Source organism: Nocardioides sp. AN3, assembly GCF_054653495.1.
Window position 1 is genome coordinate 46,740 of the sequence record NZ_BAAIGC010000015.1, and the last position, 14,674, is coordinate 61,413.

At 71.1% G+C, this 14,674-nt stretch carries 17 protein-coding genes; 9 read left to right on the plus strand and 8 right to left on the minus strand.

All coding sequences use genetic code 11. The features are described from left to right. Window positions 1–72: 72 nt before the first annotated feature. The 4 genes from ACYQ1K_RS16840 to ACYQ1K_RS16855 all read left to right on the plus strand — a co-directional run bounded on the left by ACYQ1K_RS16840 (window position 73) and on the right by ACYQ1K_RS16855 (window position 1,898). Window positions 73–429: an ArsR/SmtB family transcription factor gene (locus ACYQ1K_RS16840; RefSeq protein ID WP_459984272.1), complete on the plus strand. Its 357-nt coding sequence runs from the start codon at window positions 73–75 to the stop codon at window positions 427–429. After that, window positions 426–923, plus strand: coding sequence for an SRPBCC family protein (locus ACYQ1K_RS16845; RefSeq protein ID WP_459984273.1), 498 nt, complete (start codon window positions 426–428; stop codon window positions 921–923). Before ACYQ1K_RS16840 ends, ACYQ1K_RS16845 begins: the two co-directional genes overlap by 4 nt. Continuing rightward, complete coding sequence (locus tag ACYQ1K_RS16850; RefSeq protein ID WP_459984274.1) at window positions 920–1,477, plus strand: TIGR03086 family metal-binding protein; 558 nt, start codon at window positions 920–922, stop codon at window positions 1,475–1,477. Before ACYQ1K_RS16845 ends, ACYQ1K_RS16850 begins: the two co-directional genes overlap by 4 nt. A gap of 73 nt (window positions 1,478–1,550) precedes the next feature. After that, entirely contained in the window at window positions 1,551–1,898 is a 348-nt protein-coding gene (locus tag ACYQ1K_RS16855) for a WhiB family transcriptional regulator (protein WP_459984275.1), read from the plus strand. Between the two features lie 48 nt (window positions 1,899–1,946). On the opposite strand, the gene menD is transcribed toward ACYQ1K_RS16855, so the two are convergent. Genes menD through ACYQ1K_RS16870 form a run of 3 tightly spaced genes read right to left on the minus strand, consistent with a single transcriptional unit; the run spans window position 1,947 to window position 5,697 of the window. After that, window positions 1,947–3,587: a 2-succinyl-5-enolpyruvyl-6-hydroxy-3-cyclohexene-1-carboxylic-acid synthase gene (gene menD, locus ACYQ1K_RS16860; RefSeq protein WP_459984276.1), complete on the minus strand. Its 1,641-nt coding sequence runs from the start codon at window positions 3,585–3,587 to the stop codon at window positions 1,947–1,949. Continuing rightward, entirely contained in the window at window positions 3,584–4,531 is a 948-nt protein-coding gene (locus ACYQ1K_RS16865) for an o-succinylbenzoate synthase (RefSeq protein ID WP_459984277.1), read from the minus strand. Before ACYQ1K_RS16865 ends, menD begins: the two co-directional genes overlap by 4 nt. Beyond that, window positions 4,528–5,697 (minus strand): AMP-binding protein, encoded by a 1,170-nt coding sequence (locus tag ACYQ1K_RS16870; RefSeq protein WP_459984278.1) that lies wholly within the window; start codon window positions 5,695–5,697, stop codon window positions 4,528–4,530. Before ACYQ1K_RS16870 ends, ACYQ1K_RS16865 begins: the two co-directional genes overlap by 4 nt. 37 nt (window positions 5,698–5,734) lie before the next feature. On the opposite strand from ACYQ1K_RS16870, the gene ACYQ1K_RS16875 reads away from it, so the two are divergent. From ACYQ1K_RS16875 to ACYQ1K_RS16890, 4 genes are all read left to right on the plus strand, one after another. Next, complete coding sequence (locus ACYQ1K_RS16875) at window positions 5,735–5,872, plus strand: hypothetical protein (RefSeq protein WP_459984279.1); 138 nt, start codon at window positions 5,735–5,737, stop codon at window positions 5,870–5,872. 14 nt (window positions 5,873–5,886) lie between these two features. Further along, complete coding sequence (locus tag ACYQ1K_RS16880) at window positions 5,887–7,023, plus strand: MFS transporter (protein ID WP_459984280.1); 1,137 nt, start codon at window positions 5,887–5,889, stop codon at window positions 7,021–7,023. A 23-nt stretch (window positions 7,024–7,046) separates the two neighbouring features. Continuing rightward, complete coding sequence (locus ACYQ1K_RS16885) at window positions 7,047–8,507, plus strand: MFS transporter (protein ID WP_459984281.1); 1,461 nt, start codon at window positions 7,047–7,049, stop codon at window positions 8,505–8,507. Between the two features lie 130 nt (window positions 8,508–8,637). Continuing rightward, the gene (locus ACYQ1K_RS16890; protein ID WP_459984282.1) at window positions 8,638–9,510 is read left to right on the plus strand and encodes a 1,4-dihydroxy-2-naphthoate polyprenyltransferase; all 873 of its coding nucleotides are present in this window, start codon (window positions 8,638–8,640) and stop codon (window positions 9,508–9,510) included. Window positions 9,511–9,934: 424 nt separating this feature from the next. Here the strand turns inward: ACYQ1K_RS16890 and ACYQ1K_RS16895 are convergent, their stop codons facing one another. Together ACYQ1K_RS16895 and ACYQ1K_RS16900 are read right to left on the minus strand one after the other, a co-directional pair. Then, a complete protein-coding gene (locus ACYQ1K_RS16895) occupies window positions 9,935–10,600 on the minus strand; it encodes a CG0192-related protein (protein ID WP_459984283.1) in 666 nt (221 codons plus the stop codon). After that, window positions 10,601–10,858, minus strand: coding sequence for a DUF4229 domain-containing protein (locus ACYQ1K_RS16900; protein WP_459984284.1), 258 nt, complete (start codon window positions 10,856–10,858; stop codon window positions 10,601–10,603). Between the two features lie 48 nt (window positions 10,859–10,906). Here ACYQ1K_RS16900 and ACYQ1K_RS16905 point away from each other — a divergent pair, with 48 nt between their 5' ends. After that, a complete protein-coding gene (locus ACYQ1K_RS16905; protein WP_459984285.1) occupies window positions 10,907–11,128 on the plus strand; it encodes a hypothetical protein in 222 nt (73 codons plus the stop codon). On the opposite strand, the gene ccsB is transcribed toward ACYQ1K_RS16905, so the two are convergent. Genes ccsB through ACYQ1K_RS16920 form a run of 3 tightly spaced genes read right to left on the minus strand, consistent with a single transcriptional unit; the run spans window position 11,125 to window position 14,647 of the window. Beyond that, a complete protein-coding gene (ccsB, locus tag ACYQ1K_RS16910) occupies window positions 11,125–12,234 on the minus strand; it encodes a c-type cytochrome biogenesis protein CcsB (RefSeq protein WP_459984286.1) in 1,110 nt (369 codons plus the stop codon). The genes ACYQ1K_RS16905 and ccsB overlap by 4 nt on opposite strands. Continuing rightward, the gene (resB, locus tag ACYQ1K_RS16915) at window positions 12,231–13,895 is read right to left on the minus strand and encodes a cytochrome c biogenesis protein ResB (protein ID WP_459984287.1); all 1,665 of its coding nucleotides are present in this window, start codon (window positions 13,893–13,895) and stop codon (window positions 12,231–12,233) included. Before resB ends, ccsB begins: the two co-directional genes overlap by 4 nt. Then, window positions 13,892–14,647 (minus strand): cytochrome c biogenesis CcdA family protein, encoded by a 756-nt coding sequence (locus ACYQ1K_RS16920; RefSeq protein ID WP_459984288.1) that lies wholly within the window; start codon window positions 14,645–14,647, stop codon window positions 13,892–13,894. Before ACYQ1K_RS16920 ends, resB begins: the two co-directional genes overlap by 4 nt. Between the last annotated feature and the right edge of the window lie 27 nt (window positions 14,648–14,674).

The following is a 14,674-nucleotide window of genomic DNA, read 5'->3' on the forward strand; positions in this document are numbered from 1 at the left end:
TCCTCAACCCAATGGTTGACTACGAGGACGAGTCGGACTAGCGTCGTACTCAACCCAGAAGTTGAGGATGGCATGGACGACGACAGGCTCTCCCAGGTGTTCGCAGCGCTGGCCGATCCGATCCGGCGCGACATGGTGGCCCGGCTGACCGACGGGGACGCCGGGGTGAGCGAGCTGGCGGCGTCGTACGACGTGAGCCTGCAGGCCGTCTCGAAGCACCTCAAGGTGCTCGAGGAGGCCGGTCTCGTCTCGCGGCGACGTGAGGCGCAGCGGCGTCCGGTCCACCTCGAGGCGGAGGTGTTCGACCTGATGACGAAGTGGATCGAGCGCTACCGCCAACGCGCCGAGGAGCGGTTCGGGCGACTGGACGCCGTCCTCGAGCGATTACAGGAGCAGGAACACCCGACCGAGCAGGAGGACGCGTCATGACCACGACCGCACAGCACGAGACCGAGATCGCGGCGTCCAAGGAGGTCCCGACGATCACGATCACCCGCGACTTCGACGCTCCTCGCGAGCTCGTCTTCCGCGCCTGGACCGACCCGGAGCTGCTCGTGCAGTGGCTCGGGCCGAAGGCCTCACAGATGCGCATCACCCAGTGGGACTGTCGCACGGGCGGCTCGTGGGCCTACGTCGACGGACGCGAAGGCAACCCGGACTACGCCGCGTTCTACGGCAGCTTCCACGAGATCCGCGAGCCCTCCCGGCTGGTGCAGACCTTCACCTGGGCCGGCGCGCCCGACGGCGTCTCACTGGAGACGCTCACGCTGACCGAGCTGCCGGGCGGCCGCACCCGGTCGGTCATCACCAGCCTCGTGGAGTCCTTCGAGATCCGCGACATGATGCTGTCCAGCGGCATGGACGTCGGGATCATCGAGGGCTATGCCAAGCTCGACGCTCTCTTGGGTACGGAGACCGCATGAACCCCGCAGAACAGCACGCGTACGACGCCCAGCGCTTCGCCGCGATCGCCGAGAGCGCGTCCGCCGAGGACTGGACCCGCCCCTCCCCCGTCGACGGCTGGACGGCGCGCGACGTCGTCGGCCACCTCATCGAGTGGCTGCCTGGCTTCATCTCCCGGGCGGGCGTCACGCTGACGCCCGTGTCGGTGGACGAGGACCCGGCGGCCGCCTGGCGGCAGCGGGCCGAGGAGGTCCAGCAGGTCCTGGAGCAACAGGGCGACGTCACCTACTCGAGCCCGATGTTCGGCGACATGCCGCTGGCCTCGGCGATCAACCAGTTCTACACGAACGACATCTGGATGCACTCCTGGGACCTGGCTCGGGCGCTGGACACGCAGATCGACCTCGACGATGCGCGGTGCGCCGAGGCGCTCGCCGCGATGCAGTCGCTGGACGAGGTGCTGCGCAGCAGCGGCCAGTTCGGCCCCAAGGTGCCGGTGCCCGACGACGTGCCCGTCCAGGACCGGTTCGTCGCCTTCATCGGCCGCGACCCCGCCTGGAAGCCGCGCGCCTGAGGGTCGTCGCCTCTGTCGGCAGGAGAGCGGACCGGGGACCGTCAGTTTCGGGGCCGTTCGCCGTCCTGGGGATGTGACTGCAGCGTCGTGGACCGAACGGGCCGCCTGTGCCCACACCGACCCCGAGATCTTCTTCAGCCTCGACGCAGGCTCGATGGCCCTGGCACGCTCGGTGTGCCGATCCTGCCCGGTGCAGCCCGACTGCCTCGCCGCCAGCCTGACGAGCCCGGCGACCCAGGGCATCTGGGCTGGGTTCAGCGACTACCAGCGTCGCCAGATCCGGCGCGAGATCGCCAAGGGCAGCGGGTCGACCGGGGACCGGATCCGCGCGTGGCTCGTCGACGCCGACGGGCGCCGGATCCGCGACCTGCCCCCTCGACGAGCACAACGGGCGCGCCGGCCCCGCACCGCCTCATCCTGAGCGCCGCTCGAGCGCTGACGATGAGCGGCGATGCAGACCGAACCGTTCCTATCCCTGCACCAGGCCTCGGATCCGCCCCTCCAGCGCCCTGCGGTCGGCGCGCCCGACGACGGCCTCGACGACCTCGATGCCGCCGTTCGGCATCGCCAGGGCCTGCTCCAGCGCCGGCAGGGAGTCCACCCGGGTGTACGGCGTCCTCGTCGCCGCGCACAGCGACTCCAGCGACACCCCGTGCGGCGTGCCGAAAAGGCGCTCGAAGCGGTCGGTGTAGGCCGCCGCGCCCTGCTCGAGCGTGGCGAAGATCGACCCGCCGTCATCGTTGACCACCACGATGGTCAGGTCCGGCCGGGGCTCGTCCGGCCCGAGGACCAGACCGTTGGCATCGTGGAGGAAGGTGACGTCGCCGACCAGGGCGATGTCGCGCGTCGACTCTCGACCGAGCGCGGCACCGATCGCGGTGGAGACGACCCCGTCGATGCCCGCGAGCCCTCGGTTCGACAGCACCTTGCGCCGGGCGCCGACGCGCCAGGAGTCCCGCCCGGGCCGCGGCATCATCAGGTCGAGGTCTCGGATGGGGTTCGAGGGGCCGACGACCAGCTGCCCTCCGGGCGGCAGGGCGCGGGCGACGGCACCGGCGACGGCGTACGGCGTCAGAGGCGCCTGCTCCGCCACCAACTGGTCGAGCCGGCGACTGACGGCGGCGTCGGCGTCTTGCCACGCGGCCAGCCAGGCGGGGTCGTCCGAGCCCTCGACGTTCAGCCGGGAGATGACGTGCCGGTCGACCGGGAACGGCCGCTCCGGCCACACACCGCGCACCGGTCCGGCGACGACCTCGACATCGGGCCGCGCGAGCAGCCGGCTGACCGGCCGCGAGAGCGTCGGATGTCCGAAGACGACCACGCGCTCGATCTGGTCGGCCAGCGGGCCACCGAGGAGCAGCCGATACGTGCGGATCGGATTGTCCCCCGTCCGCGAGCCGCTGGAGGGCTCGGCCAGCAGCGGCCAGCCGGCCGCCTCCGCCAGGGTCCTCGCTGGCGGACCGGCGTCGTCGCCGGCCACGACAACCGTGCGGGGACCGAGCTCGATCGACTCATAGATCAGCGGCTCGGGCCGCTCCAGGCGCGAACGGACCGCGATGGCCGGCACCACCCAGGGAGCGTCGGGGAGCAGGGGCTCGTCGAGATGGACGTTCCAGTGCAGGGGGCCGGGGGCCGACCACAGCTCGTCGACGTCGACGTCGGCGGCCGTCGAGAGCGCGCGCCACGGGACGAGCGGACCGAAGATCCCGCGCTGGTCCGTCGTCTGGTTGGCACCGGTCCCGTAGAGACGCTCGGGTCGGTCAGCACTCACGACGACCAGAGGCACGCCTGCGTGGGCGGCCTCGAGCATCGCGGGATGGAGGTTGGCGACCGCGGTGCCGCTGGTGCACACGACGGCAGCTCGGGATCCGGTCTTGGTGAGGCCGAGTGCGAGGAAGGCCGCGCTGCGCTCGTCGACGCGGGTGTGGAGCCGGAGCAGGCCGGCCGCGGCGGCGTCGTACGCAGCGAAGGACAGCGGGGCGTTGCGACTGCCTGGCGCGATGACAACCTCGCCGACGCCGGCCTCGATCAGCGCGGCGACCACGGCGCGAGCGAGGTCGGTGCTGACCGACTCCCGCTCGGTCGACGCGATGTTCGACGCTGTGCTCACGAACCGAACTCTCTCACCGCCGCGAGCCGGTCCTCCCAGTGGGCGCGCCGGTCCTGACTCGCGGCAAGCGCTGCGAGCTTGGCCTCATCGACGGTCGGTGTCACCACCGGCAGCTCGCCTGCGACCGGCAGCAGGGGCTCGGTCACGACGTCGTCGGTGAGCAGCCGCACCGTGGCGAGGCCGCAGGCGTAGGGCAGCTCGGGCAAGGCCGCCGCGAGTGCCACGCCGGCGGCGATCCCGACGCTGGTCTCCAGCGCGCTCGAGACGACCACCGGAAGCCCGATCTCCTCGGCGATGCGAAGGCAGGCTCGTACGCCGCCCAGCGGCTGCACCTTGAGCACCGCGATGTCGGCCGCCTCGAGGTCACGGACCCGGTAGGGGTCGGCCGCTCGCCGGATCGACTCGTCGGCGGCGACCGGCACGTCGACGCGCCGGCGCACGAGGGCGAGGTCCTCGACTCCTGCGACCGGCTGCTCGACGTACTCCAACCCGACGGCCCGGTCGAGCAGGCCGATGTTCGTCACAGCATCCTCGACGTCCCACAGGCCGTTGACGTCGACCCGGATGCGCCCGTCCCGCCCGAGCGCGTCGCGGACCGCCTCGACGCGGGCCAGGTCGTCGGCCACGCCCTGACCAGGCTCCCCCACCTTCACCTTCGCGGTGCGGCAGCCGCTGCTCGTGACGATCTCGTGGGCCTGCTCGGGGCCGACCGCCGGCACGGTCACATTGACGGGCACGGTGTCGCGGACCGCCGCCGGCCAGTCGCCTGCCGCTGCCTCCATCGCGGCCCTGAGCCACGGCTCGACCACCGCTGGATCGGTGTAGTCCAGGAACGGACTCCACTCCCCCCACCCCGACTCGGTGCGGATCAGCATCCCCTCGCGCACCGTGATGCCCCGGAAGCGGGTGCGCATCGGGATGGACCACACGTGGGTCTCGATCATGCGAGCTCCCGCAGCCGCAGCCGGTCCGGCTTCCCGTTGGGCAGCATCGGGATCTCGTCGAGGATGACGACCTGGCGCGGCGCCCACGATCTCGGGCGCTCCGCGGCGACCCAGTCGCGAAGCTCCCCGAGGAGGGTCTGGGTGCGGGTCTCGATACGCTCGCTGGCGCTCGCTACTCGACCAACGGACTCGCCGGTCGAGTAGCCGGAGCCGCTAGGCGAAGGCGTATCGAGACCACCGGACTCGCCGGTCGAGTAGCCGGAGCCGCTAGGCGAAGGCGTATCGAGACCACCGGACCGCAGCACGACGAACGCCACCAGCCGGTTGCCCCACTCCTCGTCCGGCACCCCGAGGACCTCGGCGGCCGCGACCGCGGGATGCGCCCGCAGTCGAGCGGCGACGACCGGAGCGGACACGTTGACGCCGCCGGTGACCACCATGTCGTCGAGGCGACCAAGGAGCTGGAGCCTGCCGTCGGCGTCGAGCCGGCCGGCGTCGGAGGTCAGGAACCACCCGTCGACCAGCACCTCCTTGGTCAGCTCGGGATCACCGCGATAGCCGTCGAACAGGACCGGCCCACTGATCCGGACGCGGCCGTCGGCCCCGAGGGCGAGAGCGACGCCGTCGAGCGGCAGGCCGTCGTACACGCACCCACCGCACGTCTCCGCTGAGCCGTAGGTCGCCACCACCCGCACCCCGGCATCGGCGGCGCGGGCGCGCAGCGTCGGGTCGATGGGGCCGCCGCCGAGCAGCACCGTGTGGAAGCCCGCCAGTGCCGCCGTGCTCTCGGGGTCGGTCTCGAGGATCCGGTGCAGCTGCGTGGGGACGAGCGACACGAACCCACCGGGCCCGACCTCCGCGGCGGCGTCGGCGAACGAGTCGCCGAGCACGACCGGCTCGTGCCCGGCGACGAGCGAGCGGACGATGACGTTGAGCCCGGCGACGTACGACGCCGGCAACGCCAACAGCCACCGGCCGGACGCCCCGAGGCGCGCTGCCGACGCCTGCGCTGAGGCGAGCATCGCCCGGCGGGAGAGGACCACCTGCTTGGGCCGGCCGGTGGACCCGGAGGTCTCGACGACCCACGGCTCGGGCTCGGCCGGCGCCGCCAACCACCGGTCGACGGCCGTGACGACCTCGGTCGCCGAGCGGCCGCTGTTAACCATGTGACGAACGCTAGTCGGCCGTGTTCAGATGAATATCATGCCCTCCCCACTCCCGGTGCCGGGTTTCTTGGCGCGCCTGGTCCCACCGACGCCGCTGTCGCGACGGCTCGCGACGCAGTCGCTGGTGTTCGCGCTCGGCGAGGGCACGTTCAACACGGCAGCGCTGTCTTCTTGACCTTGGTGGTCGGCATGTCGGCCGCACAGGCCGGCCTCGCGATCACCATCACGATGGTCGCCTCGTTCCTCTTCGCCTACCCGCTGGGCCGGCTCGTCGACCGGCTGGGACCGAGGCGGATGTGGTCGTTGGCGGCCTTCGGGCGGGGCGGGGCGTTCCTGGCGCTCCCCTTCGTCGGGTCGTTCGGGCAGTACGTCGTCGTCGGCGTCGTGTTCGCCGCCTTCGAGGCGCTCGGCGACGCGGCTCGCGAGGCCTACATCCTCGATGTGATGTCCCGCGAGGAGCGGCTGCGCACCCAGGCGTACCTCTACTCCTGGCTGAACGCGGGCTTCACTCTCGGCGCGATCCTCGGCGGCGCCGCACTGGCGCTGGACAACCTCGACGTCATCCGGTTCACGCCGTGGTTCGCCGCGGCCCTGATGATCTTCAACGCGGCGGCGATCAGCCGCCTGCCGAAGGCGCCACACGACCTGCGGGTCGCCGCCGGGGAGGCGCGACAGCGCTTCACCGGACCGGGACCGTTGCGCAACGTCGGGTGGATGCTCACCGAGCTGTTCACGGGCACGCTCTGGACCAACCAGGTGCTGCTCAACATCGTCATCCCGCTGTGGCTGGTCCAGCGGACCGACGCCCCGCACGTCCTGCTGGCGTGGCTGTTCGGCACCAACACGGTGCTGTGCATCATCCTGCCGACGTACATGTCGAACATGGTCACCGACCTCCGCAGCGCCCTGCGCAACATCGCCATCGCGACCGGCTTCTTCGTGGTCAGCTGCCTCATCACCCTCGTGACGCACTCGACGGTCGGCTTCGTCACCGTTGCGCTGGTCTGGCTCGGGCATGTGACCGTGACGGGCGCCGAGCTGTTCCTCTCTGCGGCGAACTGGACCTTCCAGGCGGACCTGATGGATCCGCGGCGGCGCGGTGAGTACCAGGGCGTCGGCGAGATCTTCTCCAAGGGCGGCTTCCTCTGGGCGCCGGCCGTCTACACCTTCCTGGCGATGGAGTGGGGTGCCGTCGGCTGGCTGGTCATCGCCGCGATCGTGTCGGTGGCCGCGATCGGGCTCCGCTGGTCGGTGGCGGCTGCGGGCCGGTTCGCACGCCAGCACTTCCCCGTGGCCGACGCGGCCTCTGCCCCCGCGCCATCGTGATGTCAAGGTAAGAAGGGATCCTCTTGCTGCTCCGCCTCCTGCGCGGCCTGATCCCCAGCGACCCCCTCACCCGGCGGTTGGCGATCCAGTCCATCGTCTCGGCCTTCGGCGAAGGCGCGTTCCTCACCGGCTCGGCGTTCTACTTCACCCAGCTCGTCGGGCTGTCCGCGCAGCATGTCGGCCTGGGGCTCTCGCTGGCCGCAGCCGTCCAGTTCGTCGCCTCCGTCCCGACCGGCCGCTGGGTCGACCGGACCGGGGCCAAGCGGGCCTGGCTGTCGATGGCGGCGATCGAGGCGGTGCTCTACTTCCTGTGGCCGGCGATCAGCGGGTTCGCCACCTTCCTGGCCATCATGGCGGCGATGAGCGTGGTCGAGTCGGCGATGCGGGCCGGCCGCAACGCCTACACGATCGCCGTCTTCCCCCGGGAGCAGCGTGTGGCGTCGCAGGCGTACATGCGCGCCGCGCGCAACGTCGGCTACACCCTCGGCGCCCTCCTCGCCGGACTCGCGCTGGCGCTTCAGTCCGACATGGCCATGCAGCTGGTGCCGCTCATCACCGGCGCCCTCCTCGTCGCCAACACTGTCTGGGTCTGGCGGCTCCCCGCGCTGCCGAACACGGCGACACCACAGCGCGTGATGGTGCCGCCCGAGCCGCCGATGTCACCCGAGCCGCTTGCCCCCGTCGCACCGACACAGTCGCCCACCGATCCGCCCGCCGCCGCCCTCGCCTGGACTGACCAGAGCGAGGGAGGAACGACCGAGCGTCGGGAGGGAAGGCGAGGGTTACAAGGCGGCGGGCACGCGCCAAAGCGGAGCGGAGGCGCAAATCAACAGAGCGCCATCCAAAATCGCGGCTACCTGCTCATGTCCATCTTCAACGGAGTCCTGGGCACTCACGGCGTCCTGCTCAACACGGTCATCCCGCTCTGGCTGGTCGAGGAGACGGACGCGCCTCGCGTCCTGCTGGCGTGGCTCTTCGGCACCAACACCGTGATGGCGGTCTTCCTCCAGGTGGCCGCCGCCCGCGGCGTCACGACGGTCCAGGAGTCGCTGCGCGCGCAGTACCGCGGTGCCGCCTGCTTCATCCTCTCCTGCGGCATCGTGCTGGTCACGCACGACACGACCGGCTGGATCACGATCGTCCTCGTCTGGGTGGGCCACGTGACCGTGACGGGCTCGGAGCTGTTCCAGTCCGCGGGGATGTGGGGCTTGGTCGCGGAGCTGTCCGATCCCGAGCGTCCGGGCGACTACCAGGGCGTCTCCTCGTTGGGCTACACGCTGAGCGAGATCTGGGCGCCGGCGCTCTACACGTTCCTCGCCATGACCCTCGGCGCTCCCGGCTGGGTCATCATCGCCCTCATCGTCCTGGCCGCCGCGGTCGGGATCGGTCCGGCCTCGCATGCGGCCGAGCGCTACCTGGCTCGGTCGGCCGTCGGGCCACCCGTGACCGTCGGGGCGGGCGAGGCGCCTCCGCAGGCACGCTGAGCGAGACGACCCGCAGGAATCATCACGTCCCTGACGCAAGAGTCACAACCGGCGCGCGCCGGTGAGCCGGGTCACGGTCCCGTGGCACCGCGTCGGCGTCACGGGATCCCCCGGTGTTGAATGTCCCCTCGTGGCGACAGCAGCACAGTGGCTCGAGGGGGCGCGCCCGAAGACGCTCCCGGCGGCGATCTCTCCGGTCGTGGCGGGCACCGGCGTGGCGGCGTACGACGACGCCGTGGTCTGGTGGAAGGCGCTGCTCGCCCTCGTGGTGGCCCTCGCGCTGCAGGTGGCGGTCAACTACGCGAACGACTACTCCGACGGCATCCGCGGCACCGACGACGAGCGAGTGGGGCCGCTGCGGCTGACCGGGTCACGCGTGGCGGCGCCCGCAGCCGTCAAACGGGCAGCCTTCCTGGCCTTCGGCGTCGCGGGCCTCGCGGGCCTGGTGCTGGCGGCCACGACGGCCTGGTGGCTCGTCGCCGTAGGAATCGTGTGCATCCTCGCCGCCTGGTACTACACGGGCGGCAAGCGGCCCTATGGGTACGCCGGGCTCGGCGAGGTCATGGTCTTCGTCTTCTTCGGGCTCGTCGCCGTGCTGGGCAGCTACTACGTCCAGGCCGAGAAGTGGTCCTGGGCTGCCCTGTACGCCGCCGTCGGCGTCGGCGCGCTCGCTTGCGCCATCCTCGTCGCCAACAACCTGCGCGACATCCCGACCGACATGGTCGCCGGCAAGCGAACCCTTGCCGTCATCCTGGGCGACGGCCGCACCCGCGCGCTCTACACGCTGCTCGTCGCCGCCGCTGCAGTCGCCGTGGCCGCCGTCGCCGTCTCGACGACGTGGTGGGCCCTCATCGGGCTCGGCTTCCTCGCCATCGCCGGCCGGTCGGCCCGCATCGTCACCGGCGGGGCCGTCGGACCAGCCCTGATCCCGGTGCTTCAGGCGACCGGCCGCGCCGAGCTGGCCTGGGCGGTGCTGGTCGCAGTGCCCCTCGCCCTGAGCTGACGGCCCGCCGCCTGACACGCGGCTCGACCGGCGCCGCGGCACTCGCCGCTGCAGCCGTGCCGAGCGGATGCGTCTCTCGTGGGGTGCACAGGGTCAGCGCTCGCCGTCGGGGCCGCTGAGAGGTGTTGAAGAGGCGGTGCCACTTCGTGAACGAATTCACGAAGTGGCAGCGCCTCTTCAACACCCCGAAGATGGGTGGCCCACGAAGGAGACCACGAGGCCAAGAGTGGCGGATCCGATCACCGCGGAGCCGACCACCGCGGAGCCGCCCACCGCGGAGCCGACCAGCACGACGCCGACCAGCCCTGGGCCGCTACCTGCGGCGCGGGACCCCTTCGACGGCTGCGGGAGCAGCCGTGCGCATCTCCGCGCTCGAGGGGCAGCGCCAGGCGGCGGCGTGGCATCCGCCTGCCGACGGCGCCCGTCAGCGCACCGCCGCGACGACCCCTTCGCCGCCGTCCCAGACAGCCGCGAGCGTCTCGCGGCCCGTCACCTCGGCGGGGAGCACTCGTGGGACGACGAGGACGTGGCCGTCGCACTCGATGACGGCGGACGCCCCGCGTTCGCGCACGGCGACGACACCGGCCGCCGACTCCGGCCCCGACTCCGGTCCCGAATCCGGTCCCGAAACCGACCCAGAAGTCGCCGAGGCCGCCATCGAGCCGCTTCCCTTGACGCGAACCGTCGGCTCGCGCCGCTCGACGATCTCCCCGGCCTTCTCCACGTCGAGGGGCGCCTGCTCATCACCCGTGAGGATCACCCTGAGGTAGGCCCGGACCGCGACCGGGTCGGCGCACGCGTCGTAGATCCAGCGCGTGCCGAGCGCGGTGTGCTCGATCGTGCCGAGGAGGAACTCCTCAGCCCCGACAAGCGGAGCCCCGCGATAGGTCAGCGGGAGATGGAGGAGCCGGTCTCCGGCCCGGAAGAGGAGCGCCTCGATGCCGACCTCCCCGTCAGGGTCGTCGAAGCGGTAGGCGCCGATCTGCGCGAGGCCGTCGAGCCCGCGAGCCCACGGCTGCGTGGGCAGCCAAGCCGCGACGAGCTCGGGCTTGGTCGGCGCCAGCGACGCGTCGCCGTGGACGACGGCCATTCAGTCGTCTTCCTTGGAGCGCATCCGCTCCATGGCGGCGTCGGCGCGCCTCTCGACGCGCGAGGCGAAGGCGACGCGCTGGCCGCTGAGGAGGAAGTAGGACCCGACGCCGCTGAGGATGAACGAGATCAGGAGGACGACGAACACCGAGGTCGCCGACAGGCTGCCGTTGACCAGGATCCAGACCCCCGCGATGACCGCGAAAGTGGCGGCCAGCATCGCCAGACGCATCAGGGTGTAGACGACGAACTCCTTCACCCGATACAGCCTAGGTCCGCGCGTTGATTTCCGAACTATCGTGGGAACGTGCTCAAGGTGTTGTTCGTGCTGATCATCATCGCGATCGCCACGTACGCGCTGGTGCGGGTCGTCCAGCGCCGCGGCGTCACTCCGCCCCTGCCCGGCCCCCTCGCCGGTGCCCGCCGCGGCCAACGTCCCTCAGGGCCTCTCGGCCCCGACGACGACGACGAGTTCCTCCGTGATCTCGACCGGAAGCGCCTCAACGGCGACGGATCGGACAGCTCCTAGGCTCGGGCGCCCGCAGCAGTCACACCAACAGGCACACCGGCCGGCACCGACGCCGGAGCCGGTGCCGCGTAGGAGTGCTGCGACGTCGTCGAGAAGTAGTTGATCCCGATGAAGTTGAACCACAGCGTCGCCAGGCCCACGAGCGCGAGGATGGCGGCGTTGCGGCCACGCCACCCCGCCGTGGCACGGGCGTGCAGGTAGCCGGCGTAGACGACCCAGGTGATGAAGGCCCAGACCTCCTTGGGGTCCCAGTTCCAGTACGACGACCAGGCCTGGTGCGCCCAGATCGGGCCGGTGATGAGGACGGCGAACGTCCAGACCGGGAAGCCGAAGGCGTGGATCCGGTAGGCGACCCGGTCCAGCACGTCCAGCGACGGCACGCGGGAGAGCCAGCCGCCGACCGGACCGCCGCTCTCACGTGATCCGCTCTCACGCGACCCGTAGCGGGCCTTGACGAGATAGACCGCTGACGTGATCCCGCCGAGCGTGAACGCGCCGGTGGCGAGGATCGCCGAGATGACGTGGATGACCAGCCAGTAGGAGTTGAGCGCCTCGGTGAGCGCCGCGACCGGCTCGTAGAGCCACAGCACCGCCACCATGAGGCAGACGAGGACGAACGTCACGACGATCGGGGCCATCCACTGCAGGCCGAAGCGGCGGTGGAGGACGACGTACGCCGCGGCGACCACGAAGGTGCCGCTGAGCGTGAACTCGTACATGTTGCCCCACGGCACCCGGTTCGGGTCCGCGGCCATGCCGCGACCGACGAGGGCGATGAAGTGGGCGGCGACCGCGATGACCGTCAGCAGGAACCCCAGCCGGCCGAAGAGCTCGACCCGGTGCTCGCGGGCGTCGTCCGCCACTCGCGCCGAGGCACGACCCTCGCCGGTCGAGTAGCCGGAGCCGCTAGGCGAAGGCGTATCGAGACCAGCAGCACCGACGGCGGTCCCGACGCGGGTCTCGATACGCTCGCTGACGCTCGCTACTCGACCAGCGGAGTAGAGCGCGGACCACTCCACCAGGTGGGCGAGCAGCGCGAGGAAGTAGACGATCCCCGCAGCGCCGACAGCCTGGTTGGAGAGCATCCCCCAGCTGTTGTCGGTCATGACTTGTCCTCCTGGAGCGCTTCGACGAGCGAGCGTACGACGGCGTCGGTGTCCCCGCCGCCCGAGCGGTCGAGCGCGGCGACCTCGACCAGTGTGCCGCCCTCGGCGCGCCGGGCGCGAACCCAGACGCGTCGGGGCCGGATGAAGAGCGAGCCGAGCAGCCCGATGAGACAGAGGATGACCCCGCCGAGGGCGAGCCCCTTGCCGGGCGACTGGCTGATCTGGAGCCGGTTCCACCTGACGACCTTGTCGAAGGTGACCGACCCCAGGCCGCCCGGCAGCGTGACCGTCTGGCCCGGCTTCATGTCGAGCCGCAGCGGCTGCGACGGCTTGGCGGGGTTCATCACCTGCTTGGCGTGCGAGGTGTCGAGCGCATAGACCGACTGCGGTGCGCCGCTGGCGTTGAGCTCGCCGGCATAGACGTGCATCGAGATCAGCGGGTTGAGGTCGTTGCCCATCAGCGTCGCCGGGTTGCCCTTGTCGTCCATGATGAACGTCGGATAGAAGACGCCCTGCAGGCCGATCTGCTCAGGCTTCGCCGCCGGGGCCTTGACGACGCCGAACGAGAAGAACGTCTGGTTCTGCGGCAGGAAGACCGTGGGGCCGGAGTAGGCGACGTTGCCCTGGCCGTCGCGCACGGTGATGACCGGCGCGTAGCCGTGGCCGATGAGGAAGACCTCGGTGCTGCCGATCTTGAGCGGGTGGTTGACCCGCAGGTCGTAGCGCTTCGCATCCGAGCAGTCGGTCCTCTGACAGTAGGTGAGCTCCGACTGGAAGCCCTTCGCCATCCCCTGCCGTGGGCCCGAGTTGAGCCACTGCACCTTGAAGTCGTCGATGTGGAAGGTGAACGGGTCCATCCGCCTCTCCGAGAAGAGCGACCCGGGGTCGAAGTCGTCGTACTGGCTGAGGGTGTTGGTGAAGCCCGCGTCCTTGCCCACGACGACGATGACGCCGCCCTTGTAGCCGAGCATGCTGCCCATCGCGAAGCCGACCAGCACCAGGATGACCGAGAGGTGGAAGACGAGGTTGCCCGCCTCACGCAGGTAGCCACGCTCGGAGCTGACGGACCCGTCGGAGCCGTCCCCCTCGCCCTTGCGGATCCGGTAGCGCTGGCGCTTGAGCAGCGTCCGCGCCCGAGCGAGGACGACCTCCGGCTCCTCCGGGGTGGTGTACGACGCGGAGTCGGGCAGCCGCAGCAGGTGCCGAGGCGTCGCCGGCGGCTGCGCACGCAGCCCCCGCCAGTAGACGCGCAGGCGCGGCACGATGCAGCCGACGAGCGAGACCATCAGCAGCACGTAGATCGCGCCGAACCACGGCGTGGAGTAGACGTCGAAGAGGCCGAGCCGGGAGTAGATCGGCGTCAGCGTGGTGTGCGCGTCCTGCCAGTTCGAGGCCTTGATGGAGTCGACGCCGCTCTGCGGGATGAGCGAGCCGGGCACCGCCGCCAGCGCGAGCAGGAGCAGCAGGATGAGCGCGGTCCGCATCGAGGTCAGCTGGCGCCAGCTCCAGCGGGCCAGCTCACGCAGGCTCAGCTCGCCGGGCCGGCGGCCGGGCTGCTCGGGGCGATCCGGCTGGTCGGGCTCCCCGGCGACGCCGTCGGGCAGGTCAGGGATGCGACCCTCGGGGCCCGTCACTGTGCGCTGGGTGGTCTCGTGGGTCATACCGACACCGTCCAGCTGTCGACGAGGTGGATCTGAAGCCACTGCACCGCCCAGTCCCACCAGCCGGTGAGCATCGCGAGGCCGATGACCACGAACATCGCGCCGCCGATCCGCGTCACCCAGCGGATGTGCCGGCGGATGAACGTCATGGCGCCCAGCGCGCGCCGCCACAGCAGCGCGAAGACGATGAACGGCAGGCCGAGTCCGACGCAGTAGAACGCCAGCAGCAGGCCGCCACGCGAGGCGGTGCCCTCGTTGCCGGCGAGGTTGAGCATCACGGCGAGGGCAGGCCCGATGCAGGGCGTCCAGCCGACCGCGAAGAGCACGCCGAGCAGCGGAGCGGCCACCAGGCCGACGGCGGGCACGCGATGGAAGCGGACGTCGCGCTGCAGCCACGGCACCACGCCCATGAACGCGAGCCCGAGGAGGATCGAGATGACGCCGAGGACGACCTGGAGCTGCCGGTCGTACTCGACGAGCCAGTCCCCCACCGTCCCGGCCGCCACCCCGAGCAGCACGAAGACGGCGCTGAAGCCGAGCACGAAGAGCAGGGCGCCGGCCAGCATGCGGCCCCGGCCGCCCCGTCCCTCGGCGAGGTCGGCGCCCGAGAGGCCGGTGGCGTAGGAGAGGTAGCCCGGCAACAGCGGGATGACGCATGGCGAGAAGAACGAGACGAGGCCTGCGGCGACCGCCAGCGGGAGGGCGAGCAGCAGCGAGCCGTGGTCGGCGGTCGCGTGGACCCAGCCGGTCATCGGGGTCCCCGATCGGTTGTTCGTGGA

Coding starts and splice junctions, on each gene's coding strand:
- resB (WP_459984287.1), bottom strand. CDS start 13,895: ATGACCCACGAGACCACCCAGCGCACAGTGACGGGCCCCGAGGGTCGC.
- ACYQ1K_RS16865 (WP_459984277.1), bottom strand. CDS start 4,531: ATGATCGAGACCCACGTGTGGTCCATCCCGATGCGCACCCGCTTCCGG.
- ACYQ1K_RS16875 (WP_459984279.1), top strand. CDS start 5,735: ATGCCCTCCCCACTCCCGGTGCCGGGTTTCTTGGCGCGCCTGGTCCCA.
- ACYQ1K_RS16895 (WP_459984283.1), bottom strand. CDS start 10,600: ATGGCCGTCGTCCACGGCGACGCGTCGCTGGCGCCGACCAAGCCCGAG.
- ACYQ1K_RS16920 (WP_459984288.1), bottom strand. CDS start 14,647: ATGACCGGCTGGGTCCACGCGACCGCCGACCACGGCTCGCTGCTGCTC.
- ACYQ1K_RS16840 (WP_459984272.1), top strand. CDS start 73: ATGGACGACGACAGGCTCTCCCAGGTGTTCGCAGCGCTGGCCGATCCG.
- ccsB (WP_459984286.1), bottom strand. CDS start 12,234: ATGACCGACAACAGCTGGGGGATGCTCTCCAACCAGGCTGTCGGCGCT.
- ACYQ1K_RS16845 (WP_459984273.1), top strand. CDS start 426: ATGACCACGACCGCACAGCACGAGACCGAGATCGCGGCGTCCAAGGAG.
- ACYQ1K_RS16850 (WP_459984274.1), top strand. CDS start 920: ATGAACCCCGCAGAACAGCACGCGTACGACGCCCAGCGCTTCGCCGCG.
- ACYQ1K_RS16870 (WP_459984278.1), bottom strand. CDS start 5,697: ATGGTTAACAGCGGCCGCTCGGCGACCGAGGTCGTCACGGCCGTCGAC.
- ACYQ1K_RS16880 (WP_459984280.1), top strand. CDS start 5,887: ATGTCGGCCGCACAGGCCGGCCTCGCGATCACCATCACGATGGTCGCC.